Origin of the sequence: Amycolatopsis bartoniae (genome assembly GCF_014191255.1) — a bacterium.
Lineage (GTDB): Bacteria > Actinomycetota > Actinomycetes > Mycobacteriales > Pseudonocardiaceae > Amycolatopsis_E > Amycolatopsis_E bartoniae.
Genome location: NZ_JACHWH010000005.1, coordinates 343587 through 360719, shown reverse-complemented (window position 1 = coordinate 360719; position 17133 = coordinate 343587). Strand labels below are relative to the sequence as shown.

General features: G+C 72.6%; 14 protein-coding genes. 9 read left to right on the top strand and 5 right to left on the bottom strand.

Annotated elements, in window-relative coordinates:
* Positions 1 to 78: 78 nt before the first annotated feature.
* Positions 79 to 3483 (top strand): phosphodiester glycosidase family protein, encoded by a 3405-nt coding sequence (locus FHX82_RS25170; RefSeq protein ID WP_145936484.1) that lies wholly within the window; start codon positions 79 to 81, stop codon positions 3481 to 3483.
* Here the strand turns inward: FHX82_RS25170 and FHX82_RS25165 are convergent.
* The 5 genes from FHX82_RS25165 to FHX82_RS25145 form a co-directional block, all read right to left on the bottom strand.
* Positions 3464 to 4357: a UbiA prenyltransferase family protein gene (locus tag FHX82_RS25165; protein ID WP_221216501.1), complete on the bottom strand. Its 894-nt coding sequence runs from the start codon at positions 4355 to 4357 to the stop codon at positions 3464 to 3466. The two genes, FHX82_RS25170 and FHX82_RS25165, sit on opposite strands and share 20 nt — an antisense overlap.
* Positions 4354 to 5553 (bottom strand): FAD-dependent monooxygenase, encoded by a 1200-nt coding sequence (locus FHX82_RS25160; RefSeq protein WP_183176815.1) that lies wholly within the window; start codon positions 5551 to 5553, stop codon positions 4354 to 4356. Before FHX82_RS25160 ends, FHX82_RS25165 begins: the two co-directional genes overlap by 4 nt.
* On the bottom strand, positions 5550 to 6098 hold the full coding sequence (locus tag FHX82_RS25155) for a hypothetical protein (RefSeq protein ID WP_183176814.1): 549 nt from the start codon (positions 6096 to 6098) through the stop codon (positions 5550 to 5552). Before FHX82_RS25155 ends, FHX82_RS25160 begins: the two co-directional genes overlap by 4 nt.
* A gap of 55 nt (positions 6099 to 6153) precedes the next feature.
* On the bottom strand, positions 6154 to 6405 hold the full coding sequence (locus FHX82_RS25150; protein ID WP_145936486.1) for a hypothetical protein: 252 nt from the start codon (positions 6403 to 6405) through the stop codon (positions 6154 to 6156).
* A 115-nt stretch (positions 6406 to 6520) separates the two neighbouring features.
* Complete coding sequence (locus FHX82_RS25145; RefSeq protein WP_229880367.1) at positions 6521 to 6964, bottom strand: MarR family winged helix-turn-helix transcriptional regulator; 444 nt, start codon at positions 6962 to 6964, stop codon at positions 6521 to 6523.
* A gap of 37 nt (positions 6965 to 7001) precedes the next feature.
* Here FHX82_RS25145 and FHX82_RS25140 point away from each other — a divergent pair, with 37 nt between their 5' ends.
* The 8 genes from FHX82_RS25140 (at position 7002) to FHX82_RS25105 (ending at position 17132) form a co-directional block, all read left to right on the top strand.
* The gene (locus FHX82_RS25140; protein WP_145936487.1) at positions 7002 to 10109 is read left to right on the top strand and encodes an FAD-binding and (Fe-S)-binding domain-containing protein; all 3108 of its coding nucleotides are present in this window, start codon (positions 7002 to 7004) and stop codon (positions 10107 to 10109) included.
* Positions 10106 to 11887, top strand: a complete 1782-nt coding sequence (locus tag FHX82_RS25135; RefSeq protein WP_183176825.1) for a thiamine pyrophosphate-requiring protein — start codon at positions 10106 to 10108, stop codon at positions 11885 to 11887. Before FHX82_RS25140 ends, FHX82_RS25135 begins: the two co-directional genes overlap by 4 nt.
* Positions 11884 to 12972 carry an enolase C-terminal domain-like protein gene (locus FHX82_RS25130; RefSeq protein ID WP_145935327.1) on the top strand — a complete coding sequence of 363 codons (1089 nt, stop codon included), beginning with the start codon at positions 11884 to 11886 and terminating at the stop codon, positions 12970 to 12972. The genes FHX82_RS25135 and FHX82_RS25130 overlap by 4 nt, the downstream gene beginning before the upstream one ends.
* A gap of 13 nt (positions 12973 to 12985) precedes the next feature.
* Positions 12986 to 13336: a DUF6292 family protein gene (locus tag FHX82_RS25125; protein WP_145935326.1), complete on the top strand. Its 351-nt coding sequence runs from the start codon at positions 12986 to 12988 to the stop codon at positions 13334 to 13336.
* Positions 13324 to 14376: a glucose 1-dehydrogenase gene (locus FHX82_RS25120; RefSeq protein WP_145935325.1), complete on the top strand. Its 1053-nt coding sequence runs from the start codon at positions 13324 to 13326 to the stop codon at positions 14374 to 14376. The genes FHX82_RS25125 and FHX82_RS25120 overlap by 13 nt, the downstream gene beginning before the upstream one ends.
* Before the next feature lie 4 nt (positions 14377 to 14380).
* Entirely contained in the window at positions 14381 to 16180 is a 1800-nt protein-coding gene (locus tag FHX82_RS25115) for a glycoside hydrolase family 15 protein (RefSeq protein WP_145935324.1), read from the top strand.
* Positions 16181 to 16245: 65 nt separating this feature from the next.
* Positions 16246 to 16548 carry a hypothetical protein gene (locus FHX82_RS25110; RefSeq protein ID WP_145935323.1) on the top strand — a complete coding sequence of 101 codons (303 nt, stop codon included), beginning with the start codon at positions 16246 to 16248 and terminating at the stop codon, positions 16546 to 16548.
* Complete coding sequence (locus tag FHX82_RS25105) at positions 16545 to 17132, top strand: DUF5134 domain-containing protein (RefSeq protein ID WP_145935322.1); 588 nt, start codon at positions 16545 to 16547, stop codon at positions 17130 to 17132. The genes FHX82_RS25110 and FHX82_RS25105 overlap by 4 nt, the downstream gene beginning before the upstream one ends.
* The last annotated feature ends 1 nt before the right edge of the window (position 17133 follow it).

The window sequence follows — 17133 nt, the reverse complement described above, 5'->3', positions numbered from 1 at the left end:
GGACGGAAACAACGCCTTTCGCCGTTCTCCCCCTGCCGTTCATCCCCCGGTCGGCGATGAGCAATAGCTTGGCCGATCGTGAGCGAAGAAAACGAAATCACGCGCCGCGGGCTGATCGCCGGGGCCGTGGCCGCCGCCGGGCTCGTGACGTTCGGCGGCACCGCGACCGCCGATCCCCGTCCCGCGACCGCTTTCGCCCCCGGGGCGGGGCCCGCGCCGGGCGGCTACCGCGTGCCGGACTACCGGACCACCGTGCCCGGGGAGTCCATCGAGGCCGGCCGCGCCGACTACCCGGTGGCGCCGGGAATCGTGCTCACGTCGTTCGACACCTTCGGCCGCTCCGGCTGGCTGCGGGTGCACGTGCTCAACGCCGACCTGCGGAACGAGGCCGTCGGCGTGGACCTCGTCGCGGACAAGGTGAGCGAACCGCGGGCGCTGTCGCAGGCCGCCGCCGCGCAGCGCGCCGTCGCCGCCGTCAACGGCGACTACTTCGACATCACCGAGACCGACGCCGCCGAAGGCCCGGAGATCCAGCACGGCCAGGTGCGCAAGGGCACGAACCAGCCGGCGACGGTCGCCGCGATCGGCGCCGACCGCGTCGCCCGGCTCGCCGACCTCACGATCACCGGCGTGGTCACGGTGGGGAGCGTGCAGCGGCCGCTCGCCGCGCTCAACTCTGCGACCGTGCCGGCCGACGGGATCGCCGTGTTCACCCCGCAGTGGGGTGCGGGGCAGCGCACGTTCATCGCGGATCCCGGGCCCTACACCGAACTCGTCGTCACGGGCGGCAGGATCACCGCGAGCAACGGCGGGCTCACCGGCACCGCCGTGCCGGCGGACGGGCTGATCGTTCTCGGTCGCGGCGCGGCCGCGGCGCAGCTCGCCTCCGCGCGGACCGGCGACCCGGTCGCGGTCACGTTCACCCCGCTGACCGACGCGTCGTCGCCCCTCACGATGGCGCTCGGCAGCGGGGCGGTCCTGGTGCGCGGCGGTAGTGCGGTCGACTTCCCGCCCGACACCGGCAACGACGCGCTCAAGCCGCGCACGGCGATCGGCTGGCTCGACGGCGGGCACCGGCTCCTGCTGGTCGCGGTCGACGGTTCGGCGAACTTCTCCGCGGGGCTGAGCTTCGACGAGATGGCCAAGCTGCTGGTGCGCCTGGGCGCGACCGAAGCCTTCATGCTCGACGGCGGTGGCTCGACCGAACTGGTCGCCCGGCGCCCGGGCGACACGTCGGCCGGTGTCGTCAACACGCCTTCGGACGGCAGCGAGCGTCCCGTCCCCGACGGTGTGGGCCTGTTCGGCCCCCAGGGATCGGGCACACTGCGCGGGCTCGACGTGCGGCCCGGTGCCGATCGCGTGGTGCCCGGGCTCACCCTGGATCTCGCCGTCGCCGGCTACGACGAGACCTGGGCACCGGCGGAAGTCCGGCGCCCGGTCTCCTGGACCGCCGAGCCGGGCTCGCTGGGCTCGGCCCGCGACGGCGTTTTCCGTGCCCGGCAACCAGGTTCGGGGAAGCTGCGGGCCCGTTCCGGCGCCGCCTCGGGCGAGCACGACCTGCGCGTGGTCGGCGAGCTGCACCGGCTGGCCTTCACCCAGCGGTCGGTCACGATCGACCCGGGCGCCACGGCGAACGTCCGGCTCACCGGCTACGACGCCGACGGGTTCGACGCGCCGGTGGCGCCCCGCGACGTGCGGCTCGACTACGACCGCGGGGTGCTCACGGTCACGGCCGCGGCCGACGGCAGCTTCGGCATCACCGGAAGCACCGGCGGGAAGTCGGCGACCATCACGGCGACGGTGGGCACGCTGACGGCGAAGCTGCCCGTGTCGGTGGGCCTGATCGACGTTCCGCTGGCCGAGTTCGAGCCGGGCGAGGGCTGGACCGCGGCCGCCGCGCGGGGCACGGCGTCGGTCGCCTTCGTCGTCGCTCCCGACCGGCCCGGGGCCACTGCGGACAACCACGCCCTGCGCCTGAGCTACGACTTCACCGGCCAGCCCAGCACCTCCGCCGCCTACGCGGTGACCGCCCCGATCACCCTGCCCGCCGGGGCGAAGCGGCTCGCGCTGTGGGTCAACGGCGACGGCAGGAACCACTGGCTGCGCGCGATGCTGTCCTCGCAGGGCACGACGAACGTGCCGTTCACCTTCGCCACGGTGGTCGACTGGACGGGCTGGCGCCGCGTCACCGGCGACCTCCCCGCCGGGTTCTCCGAGCCCATCACGCTGTCGCGGGTCTACCTCGCGGAAACCACGCAGACCAACAAGAACGCCGGGCAGCTGGACTTCGACGGGCTCGCCGCGCAGGTCGGGCAGCAGCCCGGCACGAGCGAGCCGCCGCAGCCGGACCCGTCCGTGGTCGAGCAGGGCGGGGTCGGGCCCGGCCGCTGGACCTTCGCCGTGCTGTCCGACCTGCACGTCAGCGCCGCCGCCGGGCTGGACTCGTTCTCCGGCCACCAGGCGGCCATCGCGCTCACGCAGGCCGTCGCGAGCGAGCCCGACTTCCTGCTGATCAACGGCGACTTCGTGGACAACAACACGCCCGCCGACTTCGAGCTCGCCAACGGCCTGCTGCGTGACCACGTGCCGGCGGGCCTGCCGGTGTATTGGACGCCGGGCAACCACGAGGCCGGGCTGTCGGCGACCGGCGGGCTCGACGCGTTCCTCGCCGCCACGGGCAGGCCGAACCGGCAGGTCTTCGACCACAAGGGCACCCGGTTCCTCCTGCTGGACTCCCACACCGGCGACCTGCGCACCTCGGACTGGGGCCAGGTTCCCCTGCTGCGGGACGAGCTGGCGAAGGCCGCGAAGGACCGCTCGGTGACCGGTGTCGTGGTCTCGTTCCACCACCCGCTGCAGGACCCGTCGGGCGCGGGCGCGTCGCAGCTGTCCGACCAGCTCGAAGCGGCGTTGTTCAAGCGCTGGCTCGCCGACTTCCGGGAGACCTCGGGCAAACCGGTCGCGTTGTTCACCGGGCACGCGCACACCGCGTCGGTCACCCGCGCCGACGGCGTGCTGGACGTGACCACCCCGGCCGTCGGCAAGACGCCCTACAGCTCGCCCGACCAGGGCGGGTTCTTCGGCTGGATGTCCGTCGGCGTCGACCCGCGGCCGGCGCGGATCAGGCCCGGGCAGCCGAGCCCGGAGACGCGGGACTGGCTGCAGGCCGAGAGCAGGCCGCTGATCGACGGGATCGAGCTGACGGTTCCGGACCGCGTTCCGGTGGGCACGTCGGCGCCGGTCTCGGCGACCGGCGTCACGAGCGAGTTCGGCCTGCGGTTCCCGCTGCGTTTCCCGGCGAGCGTCACGTGGGGCGGCGGGCCCGGCCTGGCGGTCGTGCCTGCCCGGCGGGGGCCGAAGACGGTGGCGCTGCTCGATTCCTCGGCCGGCACGCTGACCGCCCTGCGGCCGGGAACGGTCACCGTCACGGTCTCCGCGGGCGGCCTGACCGCCTCGAAGAGCGTCACGCTAGCACCACGATGAGGACCAGGACCGGGTGGAAACTGGCGCGGTTGAACGCCGACAGCGCCGTGGACGGGCCGGGTGCGCGCAGCAGCCGGACACCGGGGAGGAGCAGCGCGTAGACGGCGGCGGCCACCGAGCCGGCCAGCCCGACGACGCCGGGGCGGGCCGCGAGCACCAACGCGATGCTCGCGGCGCTCGCCACCACCAGTGCGACGAAAACCAGGACGGCACTGGTGTGCACTCCGCGCACGACCGGAACCGTCCTGATGCCCATCCGGGTGTCCTCGTCGACGTCGGCGAGGTCGTTGGGAATGTTGCGCCCGCCGATCTCCCACGCCACCATCCACAGCACGAGCAGCCCCAACCGCAGCGGGTCGACCTCGCTCGTGACGGCGAACCAGCCGACGGTCGCACCGACCGCGATCATGATGCCGCTGAGCACGGTCTTGGCGCAGGTCGTCCTGGCCAGGCGGCAGTAGCCGACCTCCAGCGCGACGGCTGCCAGGAACAGCACCACGCACACCCAGCCCAGCAGCGCGGTCGCCACCAGCGTCACCGACAACAGCCCGGTCACCCAGGCCAGCGCGGCTCCCCACGGCAGTTGTCCCTGCGCCACCGGATGCCTGCCGCCGGCGTTCTCGATGTCCCGCACGCCCTGGGGACCGGTGTGGTCGCGGCGTTGCCGGTCGAGGTGCGCGTCGACCAGGTCGTTGAGGGCGAGGACAGCGGCGAACCCGGTCAGCGCGGCCACCACCAGCACGACGATCCGCGCCGGTGCGGGGTCACCCGGCGCGACGAGCGCCGCGACGACGGGTTGCGCGACGCTGAGCATCGCCTGCGTACCGCGCGAAAGCCCGTACAGCGCCTTGAGTTTCGGGGCGAGAGCGATCATGCCGAGTGGACACCCACCTCGGGCAGCGGGACCCGGTTGTCGGCGCCCGCGCCGGATCCGGCGTAACGGTGGGCGAACGCCTCGCCCGCCGGGCCTGGTACAGCGATGCTCTCGATGGTTTCGCGTTTGCCCGACAGCACTTCGGGCCCGCTGGGCACGTGCAGCAGGTCCAGCATCCAGCCGGAGAACTCCTGGGTGAGCCGGGCGTCCTCGACGCGGCGGGCCGAATATCCGGCCAGGTCCCCGGGATCGCCGTGGTGGTACCAGCTGATGAGGGAGTGCGCCGCGTCGGCGGCGTCGGCGATGGCGAGGTTCATACCCTTGGCGCCGGTGGGCGTCAGCAGGTGCGCGGCGTCTCCGGCGACCAGCAGCTTTCCCAGCCGGGCCACGGGAAGGCTGCTGCTGCGCATCCGCACCACCCCGACTTCCGCGATTTCGCGGAGGGCGGGGAGCAGGGGAGCGGTCGTCCCCATCCGGCGGGCGAAGCGGTCGCGGATGTCCCGCTCGCGCCACGATTCCAGCGGGCCTCCCGCGGGAATCTGGAGGTACAGGCGGGCCGTGGTGCCCGCGCGTGGCATCAGGCCCGCGAATCCGTCGCGGTGCAGGGCGTACACGGCTCCGTCCACCGGCCGTTCGACGTCGGCGAGCACGGTGAGCCAGTCGCAGCGATGGCGGCGGGTGGCCGGCGGAAGTCCCGCCGCGGCGAAGAGCCGGGCGCTGGGGCCGCCGGACCCGTCGCAGGCGAGGACGAAGTCACAGGCGAGGTCGAGGTCCGCGCATTCGATCACCGGCCGTTCCAGCGGGGCCGAGATCGCCAGCGCCGCACAGCCGAAGCGCGGTGAACGGTCCACTGTGTCCAGTGCGGTGAGCAGGTCGCGAACGAGGAGCTGCTGAGGGTGGACCCAGCGGGTGAAACCGCCGGACAACTCCCGGTAGGACACCCGGATGCGCTGGTCCTCGCACACGAAGTCGGCCGCGCCCGACGTGCTCCGCCCGCAGGGCAGTCCGTGCCCGCGCAGGTAGTCCGCCACGCGGTGTTCGCGCAGTCCCGCCCGCGCCCGCTGCTCGACCTGCTCCCGCGTGTTCCGCTCGACGACACAGCAGTCGATTCCGGAGCGAAGCAGTACGTGGGCGGCCACCAGTCCCGCGGGGCCCGCGCCGATGATGCCCACCTGGGTGGAAAGCCTTGGTGTCACGGCGTTTCCGCCAGTCCGGCGTCGACCAGGGCGGGGTTGAAGGTCTCGCGGATGGCGGCCAGCGGCTGGTCCTCGAACCACAGCACGTAGGTGCGGAACGCCGCCGGCTCCCCGGACCAGGGACGGCGCCCGGCGCGGACCATCGTGCGGCGGCAGGCCACCCCGGCCGCTTTCAGCGCCGCGCCGAGCGGTTCGGCGCCGGTGAAGCAACGAGCCGCGGTCGCGTTCAGGTCGAGGTTCGCCACCACGGAGTTGACCGACCAGATCCGCCCGCCCGGATCGGCCAGCGCCGACTCGCGCACCAGGACCGGGCGGTCGCGCACACGCAGGAGCTCCTCCGCGTCCGGCGGCACCGGGAACGCGAGCCGGCAGTTCCGCGACACCAGGCACATCGGACCCCGTGCCCACGCTTCGAGCATCGTGGTGGTCAGCCCGTCGCCGCTCAGGAGCAGGCGGGTCGCGGCGCTGTGGAACCGGCGCGCACCGGTTGCGAAATCCCCGGAAACGCCGGTGCGGAAATGCTCTTCCTGCGACAGTGTGCGCACGATTCCCTCCAGAATTGAGCCGCGGGGGCCGCAGCCGGCCCCCGCGGCGGGGAAATCAACCGCGGACGTGGCGCAGCGACTGCTTGAGCACCGCCGGGGCGATCACGATCGCGGTGGTGCCGGAGGCGAACAGCGAGGCCACCCCGTAGCCCAGTGCGGCGCCACCCTCCTTGAAGTCCGGGTACGCGGTCTCGAACGACGGCGTCGGCTTCCCGCTGTCGTCCGAAGACGTGGCGGCGGAAGCCAGGCCACCACCGGCGCAGCAGAAAGCGACGGCAACGGCGGTGACGACAGCAAGTCGTTTCACGTTTTCCTCCATTGTGGACGCGGATTCGGGTCCCGCGAACCAAAGCACGGAGGTTCTGAAACTGCCAGTTCAGTCACCGGATTCAGTGAGGGGCCGGAAAACTTGCGTTGCGCAATCAACTTTCCGGCGACGCCGCCGTCGCGAAGTCCCGGAAGGCCGCCAGCACGGCGGCGCGCCGCTGCGGGGGCAGCCGGTCCAGCACCGAGCCGAGCACCGCCCTGCGGTCGGCGTCCACCTGCTCCACGATCTGCCGTCCGCGTGCCGTCGGGGCCAGCAGGGTCTCCCGCCGGTTGAGGGGGTTCTGCGCGCGGTTCACCAGGTCGAGTGAGACAAGGCGTTCGCAGGCACGCGTAACGGACGAAGGGTTCAGCCCCAGCTCCTGTGCGACCCGCGTCATCGTCACCGGTGTCCGGTCGGCCACGGTGCGCAGGGCGCGAAACTGCGTGAGGGTCAGCTGGCCGGTGACCTTCGCGAGGGTGGCGTCACCGATGAACACCATCGCCCGCAGCGCGGCCAGTGCCGCGTCCCCGTCGTCGTCCGGCGTGCACTTTTGCGTCACGCAAGTATTGTAGAGGGAGACGGACGAGGGAGGTCGGGTGAGTACGACGAACCTGCCGGAGCCGGTGATCCGGCACGAAAACCAGGAAACGGACAGCGTCGCGCTGGCCGCCGCACTGCGGGAGCGGGTGGACGGTGAGGTCCGGTTCGACGCGGGCACCCGTGCGGCCTATTCGACCGACGCCTCGAACTTCCGGCAGGTGCCGATCGGGGTCGTGGTGCCCCGAACACCCGAGGCCGGGGCCGAGGCCATCGCCGTGGCGCGCGAGCACGGCGCGCCGGTGCTCTCCCGCGGTGGCGGGACGAGCCTCGCCGGCCAGTGCACCAACGCCGCCGTGGTGCTCGACTGGTCGAAGTACTGCCACCGGCTGGAGTCGGTCGACGCCGGAGCGCGCACGTGCGTCGTGCAGCCGGGGATCGTGCTCGACGACCTCAACCGGCAGCTCGCGGACACCGGGCTGCGCTTCGGGCCGGAGCCCGCGACGCACCCGAACTGCACGCTGGGCGGGATGATCGGCAACAACTCGTGCGGGGCCACCGCGCAGCGCACGGGCAAGGTCGTCGACAACATCGCGGCGCTCGAAGTGCTCTGCTACGACGGCACGCGCTTCTGGTGCGGCCCCACCACGGACGAGGAGTACGCGGAGATCGAGCGCCGCGGCGACCCGAAGGCGGCGATCTACCGGCAGCTGCGAGCGCTGCGTGACCAGTACGGCGACGAGATCCGCGCGCGCTTCCCCGACATCCCGCGGCGGGTGTCCGGGTACAACCTGGACTCGCTGCTGCCCGAGCACGGTTTCGACGTCGGCGGCCTGCTGGTGGGCAGTGAGTCCACTTTGGTCACCGTGCTGCGGGCGGAGCTGAAGCTGGTGCCCGTGGTCCGCGAGCGCACGCTGGTGGTGCTCGGCTATCCGGACGTGGCGAAGGCGGGCGACGCGGTCACGTCGATCCTGCCGCACGAGCCGATCGCGCTGGAGGGGCTGGACGCGAAGCTCATCCGCGACGAGCAGATCAAGCACCTCAACCCGGAGGCCCTGCGGGAGCTGCCCGAGGGCCGCGCGTTCCTGATGGTGCAGTTCGGCGCGGACACCGAGGAGGAGGCGGACGCCCAGGCGCACCGGATGCTCGACGCGCTGCGCGACACCGAGCACGACCCCACCGTGGCCTTCCTCGACGACCCGCGGCACGAGAAGGAGCTGTGGCAGGTCCGCGAAGCCGGGCTCGGCGCCACCGCCCACGTGCCGCACCGGCCGGACACGTTCGAGGGCTGGGAGGACTCCGCCGTCCCGCCCGAACGCCTCGGCGACTACCTGCGGCGGCTGCGGAAGCTGTACGAGGAGTTCGGGTACGCGAGCGACACCGGCCCCGCGCTGTACGGGCACTTCGGCCAGGGCTGCGTGCACACGCGCATCCCGTTCGACCTCTACACCGCCGACGGGGTGGCCACCTACCGCCGCTTCCTGGAGGCGGCCGCGGACCTGGTGGTGGAGTTCGGCGGTTCGCTGTCGGGCGAGCACGGCGACGGGCAGACCCGCGGCGAGCTGCTGCCGAAGATGTTCGGGCCGGAGATCTCGCGGGCCTTCGGGCAGCTCAAGGCGATCTTCGACCCGGGCAACCGGATGAACCCCGGCAAGGTCGTCGCGCCGGCGCCGCTGGACGCGCACCTGCGCCTCGGCGGCGACTGGGCTCCGGCGACCCCGCAGGACCTGTTCTTCCGGTTCCCGCACGACGGCGGCTCCTTCGCCGAGGCGGCGAACCGGTGCGTCGGCGTGGGGCGCTGCCGCCAGCACGTCACCGAGGGACACCAGGTGATGTGCCCGTCGTACCAGGTGACCGGCGAGGAGGAGCACTCGACGCGCGGCCGGGCGCGGCTGCTGTTCGAGATGCTGAACGGGCACGGCGACGGCCCGCTCACCGACGGCTGGCGCTCGGACGAGGTGCGCGAGGCGCTCGACCTGTGCCTGGCGTGCAAGGGCTGCAAGACCGACTGTCCGGCCAATGTGGACATGGCGACCTACAAGGCGGAGTTCCTCGCGCACCACTACGCGGGACGGCAGTGGCGGCGGCCGCGGGCGCACCTGGCGATGGGCTGGCTGCCGGTGGTGGCGCAGCTCGTGGGGCGCACGCGGCTGGGGCCGGTGCTCAACGCGGTCACGCACGCGCCGCTGCTGTCGCGGCTCGCGGTGGCCGTCGCGGGTGTCGAGCGGCGGGAGGTCCCGTTGTTCGCGGGGGAGACGCTGCAGCAGTGGTTCGCGCGGCGCGGTCCGCGGGGCCAGGGCGTGCGGGGCACGGTGCTGCTGTGGCCGGACACGTTCACCAACCACTTCCACCCGCACATCGGCGCCGCCGCGGTGCAGGTCGCCGAGGACGCGGGCTGGCGGGTCACGATGCCGGCGGAACCGTTGTGCTGCGGGCTGACGTGGATCTCGACGGGCCAGCTCGCGACCGGCAAGAAGGTGCTCGGCCGCACGGCACGGGCGCTCGCGCCGCACCTGCGTGACGGCGGCCTGGTGCTGGCGCTCGAACCTTCGTGCGCGGCGGTGTTCCGCTCGGACGCGGCCGAGCTGTTCCCCGAGGACCAGGACGTGCGGCGGCTGCGGGAGCAGACCGTGACGCTCGCCGAGCTGCTGACGGAGAAGTCCCCGGGCTACCGGCCGCCCGCGTTCGGCGAGGAGGCCGTGCGGGCGGTGGCGCAGGTGCACTGCCACCAGCACGCCGTGCTGGGCTGGGACGCCGACCGCGAGCTGCTGCGGCAGGCGGGCGTCGACGCCGAGCAGCTCGACTCGGGCTGCTGCGGGCTGGCGGGCAACTTCGGGTTCGAGCCCGGGCACCTGGAGGTCAGCGAGGCCTGCGCGGAGCGGGTGCTGCTGCCGAGATTGCGTGAGACGGAGCGGGACGTGGCAGTGCTGGCCGACGGGTTCAGCTGCCGCACGCAGATTTCCCAGCTCGACAGCGGTGGCCGGGAGGCGATGCACCTGGCCGAGCTGCTGGCCGCGGCTCCCGGAAGTCCCGGCGCGGAGCCCGAACGGCGGCTCGCGCCCCGTCCCGGGGCACCGGGCCCGGCGGCGAAGGCAGGAGCGCTCGCAGCGGCGGGAGCCCTGCTGTGGAGCGGTGTTCGACTTGTCCGGAAGGGAATGAAGGCATGAACGAGACAGTGGGCGACTACCTGTTGCGGCGGTTGCGTGAGTGGGGTGTTGAGCAGGTTTTCGCCTATCCGGGCGATGGGATCAACGGGATTGTGGCGTCGTTCGGGAGGGCGGACAACCAGCCGCGGTTCGTGCAGGCGCGGCATGAGGAGATGGCCGCGTTCGAGGCGGTGGGGTTTGCGAAGTTTTCCGGTCAGGTCGGGGTGTGCCTGGCGACCTCGGGGCCGGGGGCGATTCATCTGTTGAACGGGTTGTACGACGCGAAGCTGGATCATGTGCCGGTGGTCGCGATCGTGGGCCAGACCGCGCGCAGCGCGATGGGGGGTGCGTATCAGCAGGAAGTGGATTTGCAGGCGTTGTACAAGGACGTGGCCAGTGAGTATCTGGTCGAGGTCAACGTCGCCGAGCAGCTGCCGAATGCGCTGGACCGCGCGATCCGCACCGCGTTGGCGAAGCGGGCCCCGACCGCGGTGATCATCCCGGCGGATCTGCAGGAATCCCCGTACTCCCCGCCCGGGCACGCGTTCAAGCAGGTGCCCTCGAGCGCGCCCGGGTGGCCGCATCCGGTGACGATTCCGCCGGAGGACGAACTCGCCCACGCCGCGGAAATCCTCAACGCCGGGGAGAAGGTCGCGATCCTGATCGGTCAGGGTGCGCGTAACGCCGCCGCGGAGGTGCGGGAGCTGGCCGAGGTGACCGGGGCGGGGGTGGCGAAGGCGTTGTTGGGTAAGGATGTGCTGCCCGATGACCTGCCGTATGTGACCGGGTCGATCGGGCTTTTGGGCACGCGCCCGTCGTATGAGCTGATGCGCGACTGCGACACCCTGCTGATCGTGGGCTCGAACTTTCCCTACAGCCAGTTCCTGCCCGAGTTCGGCCAGGCCCGTGCCGTGCAGATCGACCTGGACGGGTCGATGATCGGGATGCGGTATCCGACCGAGGTCAACCTGGTCGGCGAAGCCCAGGCCACGCTGCGCGCCCTGCTGCCGATGCTGACCCGTAAGAGCGACCGGTCGTGGCGGGAGACGATCGAGCGCAACGTCACCGACTGGTGGGACACCGTCACCTCGCAGGCGATGCTGGAGGCGAACCCGGTCAACCCGATGCGGATCGTGCACGAACTCTCCACCCGCCTGCCCGACGACGCGATCATCACCGCGGATTCCGGGTCCTCGACGAACTGGTACGCCCGTAACCTCAAGATCCGCGGCCGGGTGCGTTCCACCCTCTCGGGGACGTTGGCGACGATGGGGCCGGGGGTGCCGTATGCGATCGGGGCGAAGTTCGCCCACCCCGACCGGCCGGTCATCGCGCTCGAAGGGGACGGGGCGATGCAGATGAACGGGCTGGCCGAGCTGATCACCATCGCCCGCTACCGGCACCTGTGGACCGATCCGCGGCTGGTGGTGTGCGTGTTCCACAACAACGACCTCAACCAGGTCACCTGGGAACTGCGCGCGATGGGCGGGGCACCGAAGTTCGAGGAATCCCAATCCCTGCCCGACATCTCCTACGCCGAAATCGCCCGCTCCCTCGGCTTCGAAGCCATCGCCGTCGAGCACCCCGACCAGCTCGGCCCCGCCTGGGACCGCGCGCTGGCCGCCGACAAACCCGCCCTGCTCGACGTGCGCTGCGACCCCGAAGTCCCACCCATCCCCCCACACGCCACCTTCGAACAAATGAAATCCGCCGCCGAAGCCGTCCTCAAAGGCGACCCCAACGCCTGGCACCTCATGGCCCAAGGCCTCAAAACCAAAGCCCAGGAACTGCTGCCGTGACCACCATCGACAGCGTCACGGCCCGCGCGTACCGGATCCCCACCCCGGCGCCGGAGTCCGACGGCACGCTCGACTGGGACGCCACGACGATCGTGGTCGTCCACGTCCGGGCCGGCGACGTGACGGGCGTGGGCTGGACGTACGCCGACACCGCGGCGGCCGACGTGGTCACCGGAGTGCTCGCCCCGGCGATCCAGGACCGCGAGGTGCTCGACGTGCCCGAGCGGTGGACGGCGATGCAGCACCGGATCCGCAACCTCGGCCGCCCCGGCATCGTCTCGTGTGCACTGTCCGCTGTGGACATCGCGTTGTGGGATGCCGCGGCCCGCACAGCCGGGCTTCCGGTTTCGCGCCTGCTCGGCCGGGCCCGGACGGAGGTCGCGCTCTACGGCAGCGGCGGGTTCACCAGCCAGAGCAGGCGGCAGCTGGAGACGCAGCTCGACACGTGGGTGCACCGGCAGGGCATTCCGCGCGTGAAGATCAAGATCGGTGAGGCGTGGGGTACCGAACCCGAGCGCGACCTCGCCCGCGTCCGCGCCGCTCGCGCCGTGATCGGCCGTGACGCCGAGCTGTACGTCGACGCCAACGGCGGCTACTCCGTCGGCCAGGCCCGCCGGATCGCCAGACGACTGGAAGACTGCGACGTGCGCTGGTTCGAGGAGCCGGTCTCCAGCGACGACCTGGCCGGGCTCGCCGAGCTGCGGGCAGTGACCACAGTGGACATCGCGGCGGGGGAGTACGGCTACGACCTGCCGTACTTCGCCCGCCTGGTCCCGGCCGTCGACTGTGTGCAGGTCGACGTCACCCGCTGCGGCGGCTACACCGAATGGCGCCGGATCGCGGCGGTCGCGGCCGCGGCGAACCGGGAGGTGTCCGCGCACTGCGCGCCGAACCTGTCGGCCCACGTGGCGGCCGCGACACCGAACTTCCGGCACCTCGAATGGTTCGCCGACCACGACCGCATCGAGTCGCGCTTCTTCGACGGCGCCCTCGACCCCGCGGGCGGCCGGGTCGCCCCGGACCCGGCGGTGCCCGGGCACGGGCTGACGCTCAGACCCGACATCGAACGCTTCGCCGTCGGCTGAAGCGGAGGAAACCGTGAAACCGGAACCGGAATCCGGACGGCGCCAGGAGTTGCGCCACTACGTCGAGACCGTCGCGCGGCTCCTCGGAGTCGAGCCCGCGGCCTGCTGGAGCGAGGCCGCCGCGCCCTCCACCGCCTACATCGCACTGGCCGACCGGCCCGCCCGCCACCCCGGCCGCTTCCTGATGCTCCAGTGGAGCAGCGACCGAGGCTGGTGCCTGGCCGTCGAACCCGAGCGGGACGAACCGCCCGAGGTCCTCGCCGCGTGGCCGGTGCCCCCGCGGCCACGGCCCGAGTGGCTGGCGGGACAGGTCCGCGTTGTACTGGAACACCAGACCGAGAGGAATCCCCCATGCATGCGCTGACCGTCACCCCCGGCCGGAGCGGGTCCCTGGCCGTCGCCGAGGTGCCCGACCCGCAGCCCGCGGAGCACGAACTGCTCGTCGAGGGGCTGGCGCTCGGCGTGTGCGGCACCGACAAGGAGATCGCGGCCGGGGACTACGGCTGGGCGCCGCCGGGCCGGGACCGGCTGGTGCTCGGCCACGAGTCCCTGGGCCGGGTCCGCCACGCGCCGGACGGCAGCGACTTCACCGAGGGCGACCTCGTCGTCGGCGTCGTGCGGCGGCCGGACCCCGAGCCGTGCGGGGCCTGCGCGCACGGCGAGTTCGACATGTGCCGCAACGGCCGCTACACCGAGCGCGGTATCAAGGAGGTCGACGGCTACGGCAGTACACTGTGGACGGTGGAGCAGGACTACGCCGTCCGCCTCGATCCCGGCCTGCACCGCACCGGCGTGCTGCTGGAGCCGACCAGCGTGGTGGCCAAGGCGTGGGACGAGGTGTGGCGGGTGGGCAAGCGGGCCTGGTTCGAACCCCGCCGCGCACTGGTGACCGGAGCGGGGCCGATCGGGCTGCTCGCCGCCCTGCTCGGCGTCCAGCGCGGCCTCGACGTGCACGTGCTGGACAGGGTCACCGACGGGCCGAAGCCGGACTTGGTCCGCCGGCTCGGCGCCACCTACCATGCCGAGGACACCGCCGAGGTCACCAAGAAGCTCCAGCCGGACGTGGTGATCGAGGCGACCGGCGCGGGCAGCGTGGTGTTCGACGCGATCACCGGCACCGCCCCGTACGGCATCGTCTGCCTCACCGGCGTCTCCTCGACCGGCCGCCCGCTGCGCATCGACGCCGGAACCGTCAACCGGGACCTGGTGCTGGAGAACAGCGTCGTGCTCGGGTCGGTCAACGCGAACCTGCGCCACTACCGTGCGGCCGCCGACGCCCTCGCGAAGGCCGACCCGTCCTGGCTGGAAGACCTGATCACACGGCGCGTCCCGCTCGATCGGGCGACCGACGCCTTCGACGCCCGCGAAGACGACGTCAAGGTCGTCGTCATGCTGGAGGACTGAGGCCGTGGCGCTCATCGAGGACTACGCCCTGCTCGGCGACCTGCACACCGCGGCGCTCGTCTCCCGCGAGGGTGCCGTCGACTGGCTGTGCCTGCCGCGGTTCGACTCCCCGGCGTGCTTCGCCGCCCTGCTGCACGACGACAGCGCCGGAACGTGGCAGCTCGCCCCGGCGTCCGGCGGCCCCGCCACCCGCCGCGGTTACCGGGGCGACACGCTCATCCTGTCCAGCGAATGGGACACCCCGGACGGCACCGTGCGGGTGCTGGACTTCATGCCCCCGCGCGGCGAAGCGCCGGACGTCGTGCGCGTCGTCGAAGGCGTGTCGGGCCGCGTCCCGATGCGGATGTCGCTGCGCCTGCGGTTCGACTACGGCTCGATCGTCCCGTGGGTGCGGCACCAGGACGGGGGGATCGCCGCCGTCGCCGGCCCGGACGCGGTGTGGCTGCGCACGCCGGTGCCCCTGCACGGCCACGATCTGAGCACCACCGCGGAGTTCACCGTGGCGGCGGGCGAGCGCGTCCCCTTCGTGCTCACCTACCGGGAGTCGCACCTGCCGCATCCGAAGGTGGCGGACCCGGAGGACTCGCTGCGCGACACCGAGCGCTTCTGGACGGAGTGGATCTCCCGGTGCCGCTACGAAGGGCCGTGGTCCGCCGAGGTCCGCCGGGCGCTCGTCACGCTCAAGGCGCTGACCTACCGGCCCACCGGCGGCATCCTCGCCGCCGCCACGACGTCGCTGCCCGAGCAGTTCGGCGGCGCCCGCAACTGGGACTACCGCTACTGCTGGCTGCGCGACGCCACCTTCACGCTGCAGGCCCTGCTGGGCACCGGCTACACCGACGAGGCCCGCGCGTGGCGCGAATGGCTCGTGCGCGCGGTCGCGGGCGATCCCGCCGACCTGCAGATCCTGTACGGGCTCGACGGCACGCGGCGGCTCCCGGAGTCCACAGTGGACTGGCTGGACGGGTACGAGGGCGCCGCGCCGGTCCGCGTCGGCAACGCCGCGGCCGGCCAGTTCCAGCTCGACGTGTGGGGCGAGGTCCTCGACGGGCTGCACCTGTGCCGCGAGGACGGGCTGCCCGCCGTCGAACCGGTGTGGGACCTGCAACGCGGGCTGCTCGACTTCCTCGAAGGCCACTGGGACCGGCCGGACAACGGCCTGTGGGAGGTCCGCGGCCCGGCCCGGCACTTCGTGCACTCGAAGGTCATGGCCTGGGCCGGGGTCGACCGCGCCGTGCGCACGGTCGAGAACCACGGCCTCGACGGGCCCGTGGACCACTGGCGGCGGCTGCGTGACCGCATCCACGAGGACGTCTGCGACAAGGGCTACGACGCGGAACGCGGCACGTTCACCCAGTTCTACGGCTCGCGCGGCCTCGACGCCGCCCTCCTGCTCCTGCCGCGCGTGGGGTTCCTGCCCTGGACCGACCGGCGCGTGCGCGGCACCGTCGACGCCGTTCGCCGGGAGCTGGACCACGACGGCTTCCTGCGCCGCTACGACCCGGAAGCCGACGGCGGTGTCGACGGCCTGGAGGGGAAGGAGAACGCCTTCCTCGCCTGCTCGTTCTGGCTCGCCGACGCCCTGCACGGCACCGGCCGCACCGCCGAGGCGCGGCGGCTGTTCGAACGGCTGCTCCAGCTGCGTAACGACGTCGGCCTGCTCAGCGAGGAGTACGACACCCGGGATCGCCGCCAGGCGGGCAACACCCCGCAGGCGTTCAGCATGGTCGGGCTGGTCAACACCGCCCGCCACCTCACCAGCGACCGCGAGCCGGTCACCACCCGGCGGACGCACGAGCCCTGACTCCCGGGAACTTCCCGCTCCCGCCGGACGACTGGTGCAGGTGAGCGGGAAGCGAAGGGAGCACGATGCCGATCGGCGAACGGGAAGCACCCCGCACCGGCACCACGCCGGCGGCCGGCTGGGCGGCGCTGCGGTCGCCGCTGCTGCGCCTGCACGCGGGGGAGAGCATCGGCGAGCTGCGGTCCGCTTTGGACTGGACGACGCCCTCGGTTCCCGCCACCACGACTGCTCCCGCCGGAGCGACCGGCCTGGTCAACCCGCTCGTGCTCGCCGCGCTCGGGCTGGTCTGCCTGGTGCTGTGGGGTTACCGGATGTGGTGGCGCCGGGCGCCCGGTCCGCGCCGTCTGCACCGCGAGGAGGCCGCGTGATTCCCGAACCGGCACTGCGCTGGATCGTCACCGTCGCCTTCGCCGCGACCGGGGTGTTCTGCCTCTACCGGTGCCTGCGCCACGGCTCGGCCACGCACCGCGTCAGCGACGTGCTGCATGTGCTGATGTGCGCCGGCATGATCGCGATGGCCTGGCCCGCGGGCATGACGTTCGCGCGTGTCCCGCAGGTGCTGCTGTTCTCCGCCGCCGCGGTGTGGTTCGTCGGGGTGCTGGTGCTCGGCCACGCCGGGGCGCACGGGCGGCTCTCGCTCGGGCAGCACGCGCTGATGATGGGCGGCATGGCGTGGATGGTCCTCGTCATGCCCTCGGCGATGGCCGGCACGACCATGACCGCCGCGAGCGGGGAGCACGCCGCGATGTCGGGGGGCGGCTCGTCCTCACCCGGCGTGGCGGCGGCCGCGGTGGTGCTCGCCGGAGTGTTCCTGGTGGCCGGGACGGCGTGGCTCGCGCGCGCCATCGACAGCGGCCGCGCCGAGCACCGGCTCCGGCTGGGCATCGCGGGGCATGCGGCGGAGGCTGTGATGAGCCTCGGCATGGCGCTGATGGCGGGGCTGCTCGTGTGAG

Excerpts from the sequence above, each read along its gene's own strand:
- FHX82_RS25110 (WP_145935323.1), top strand. The coding sequence starts at position 16,246 with ATGCCGATCGGCGAACGGGAAGCACCCCGCACCGGCACCACGCCGGCG.
- FHX82_RS25135 (WP_183176825.1), top strand. The coding sequence starts at position 10,106 with ATGAACGAGACAGTGGGCGACTACCTGTTGCGGCGGTTGCGTGAGTGG.
- FHX82_RS25120 (WP_145935325.1), top strand. The coding sequence starts at position 13,324 with ATGCATGCGCTGACCGTCACCCCCGGCCGGAGCGGGTCCCTGGCCGTC.
- FHX82_RS25165 (WP_221216501.1), bottom strand. The coding sequence starts at position 4,357 with ATGATCGCTCTCGCCCCGAAACTCAAGGCGCTGTACGGGCTTTCGCGC.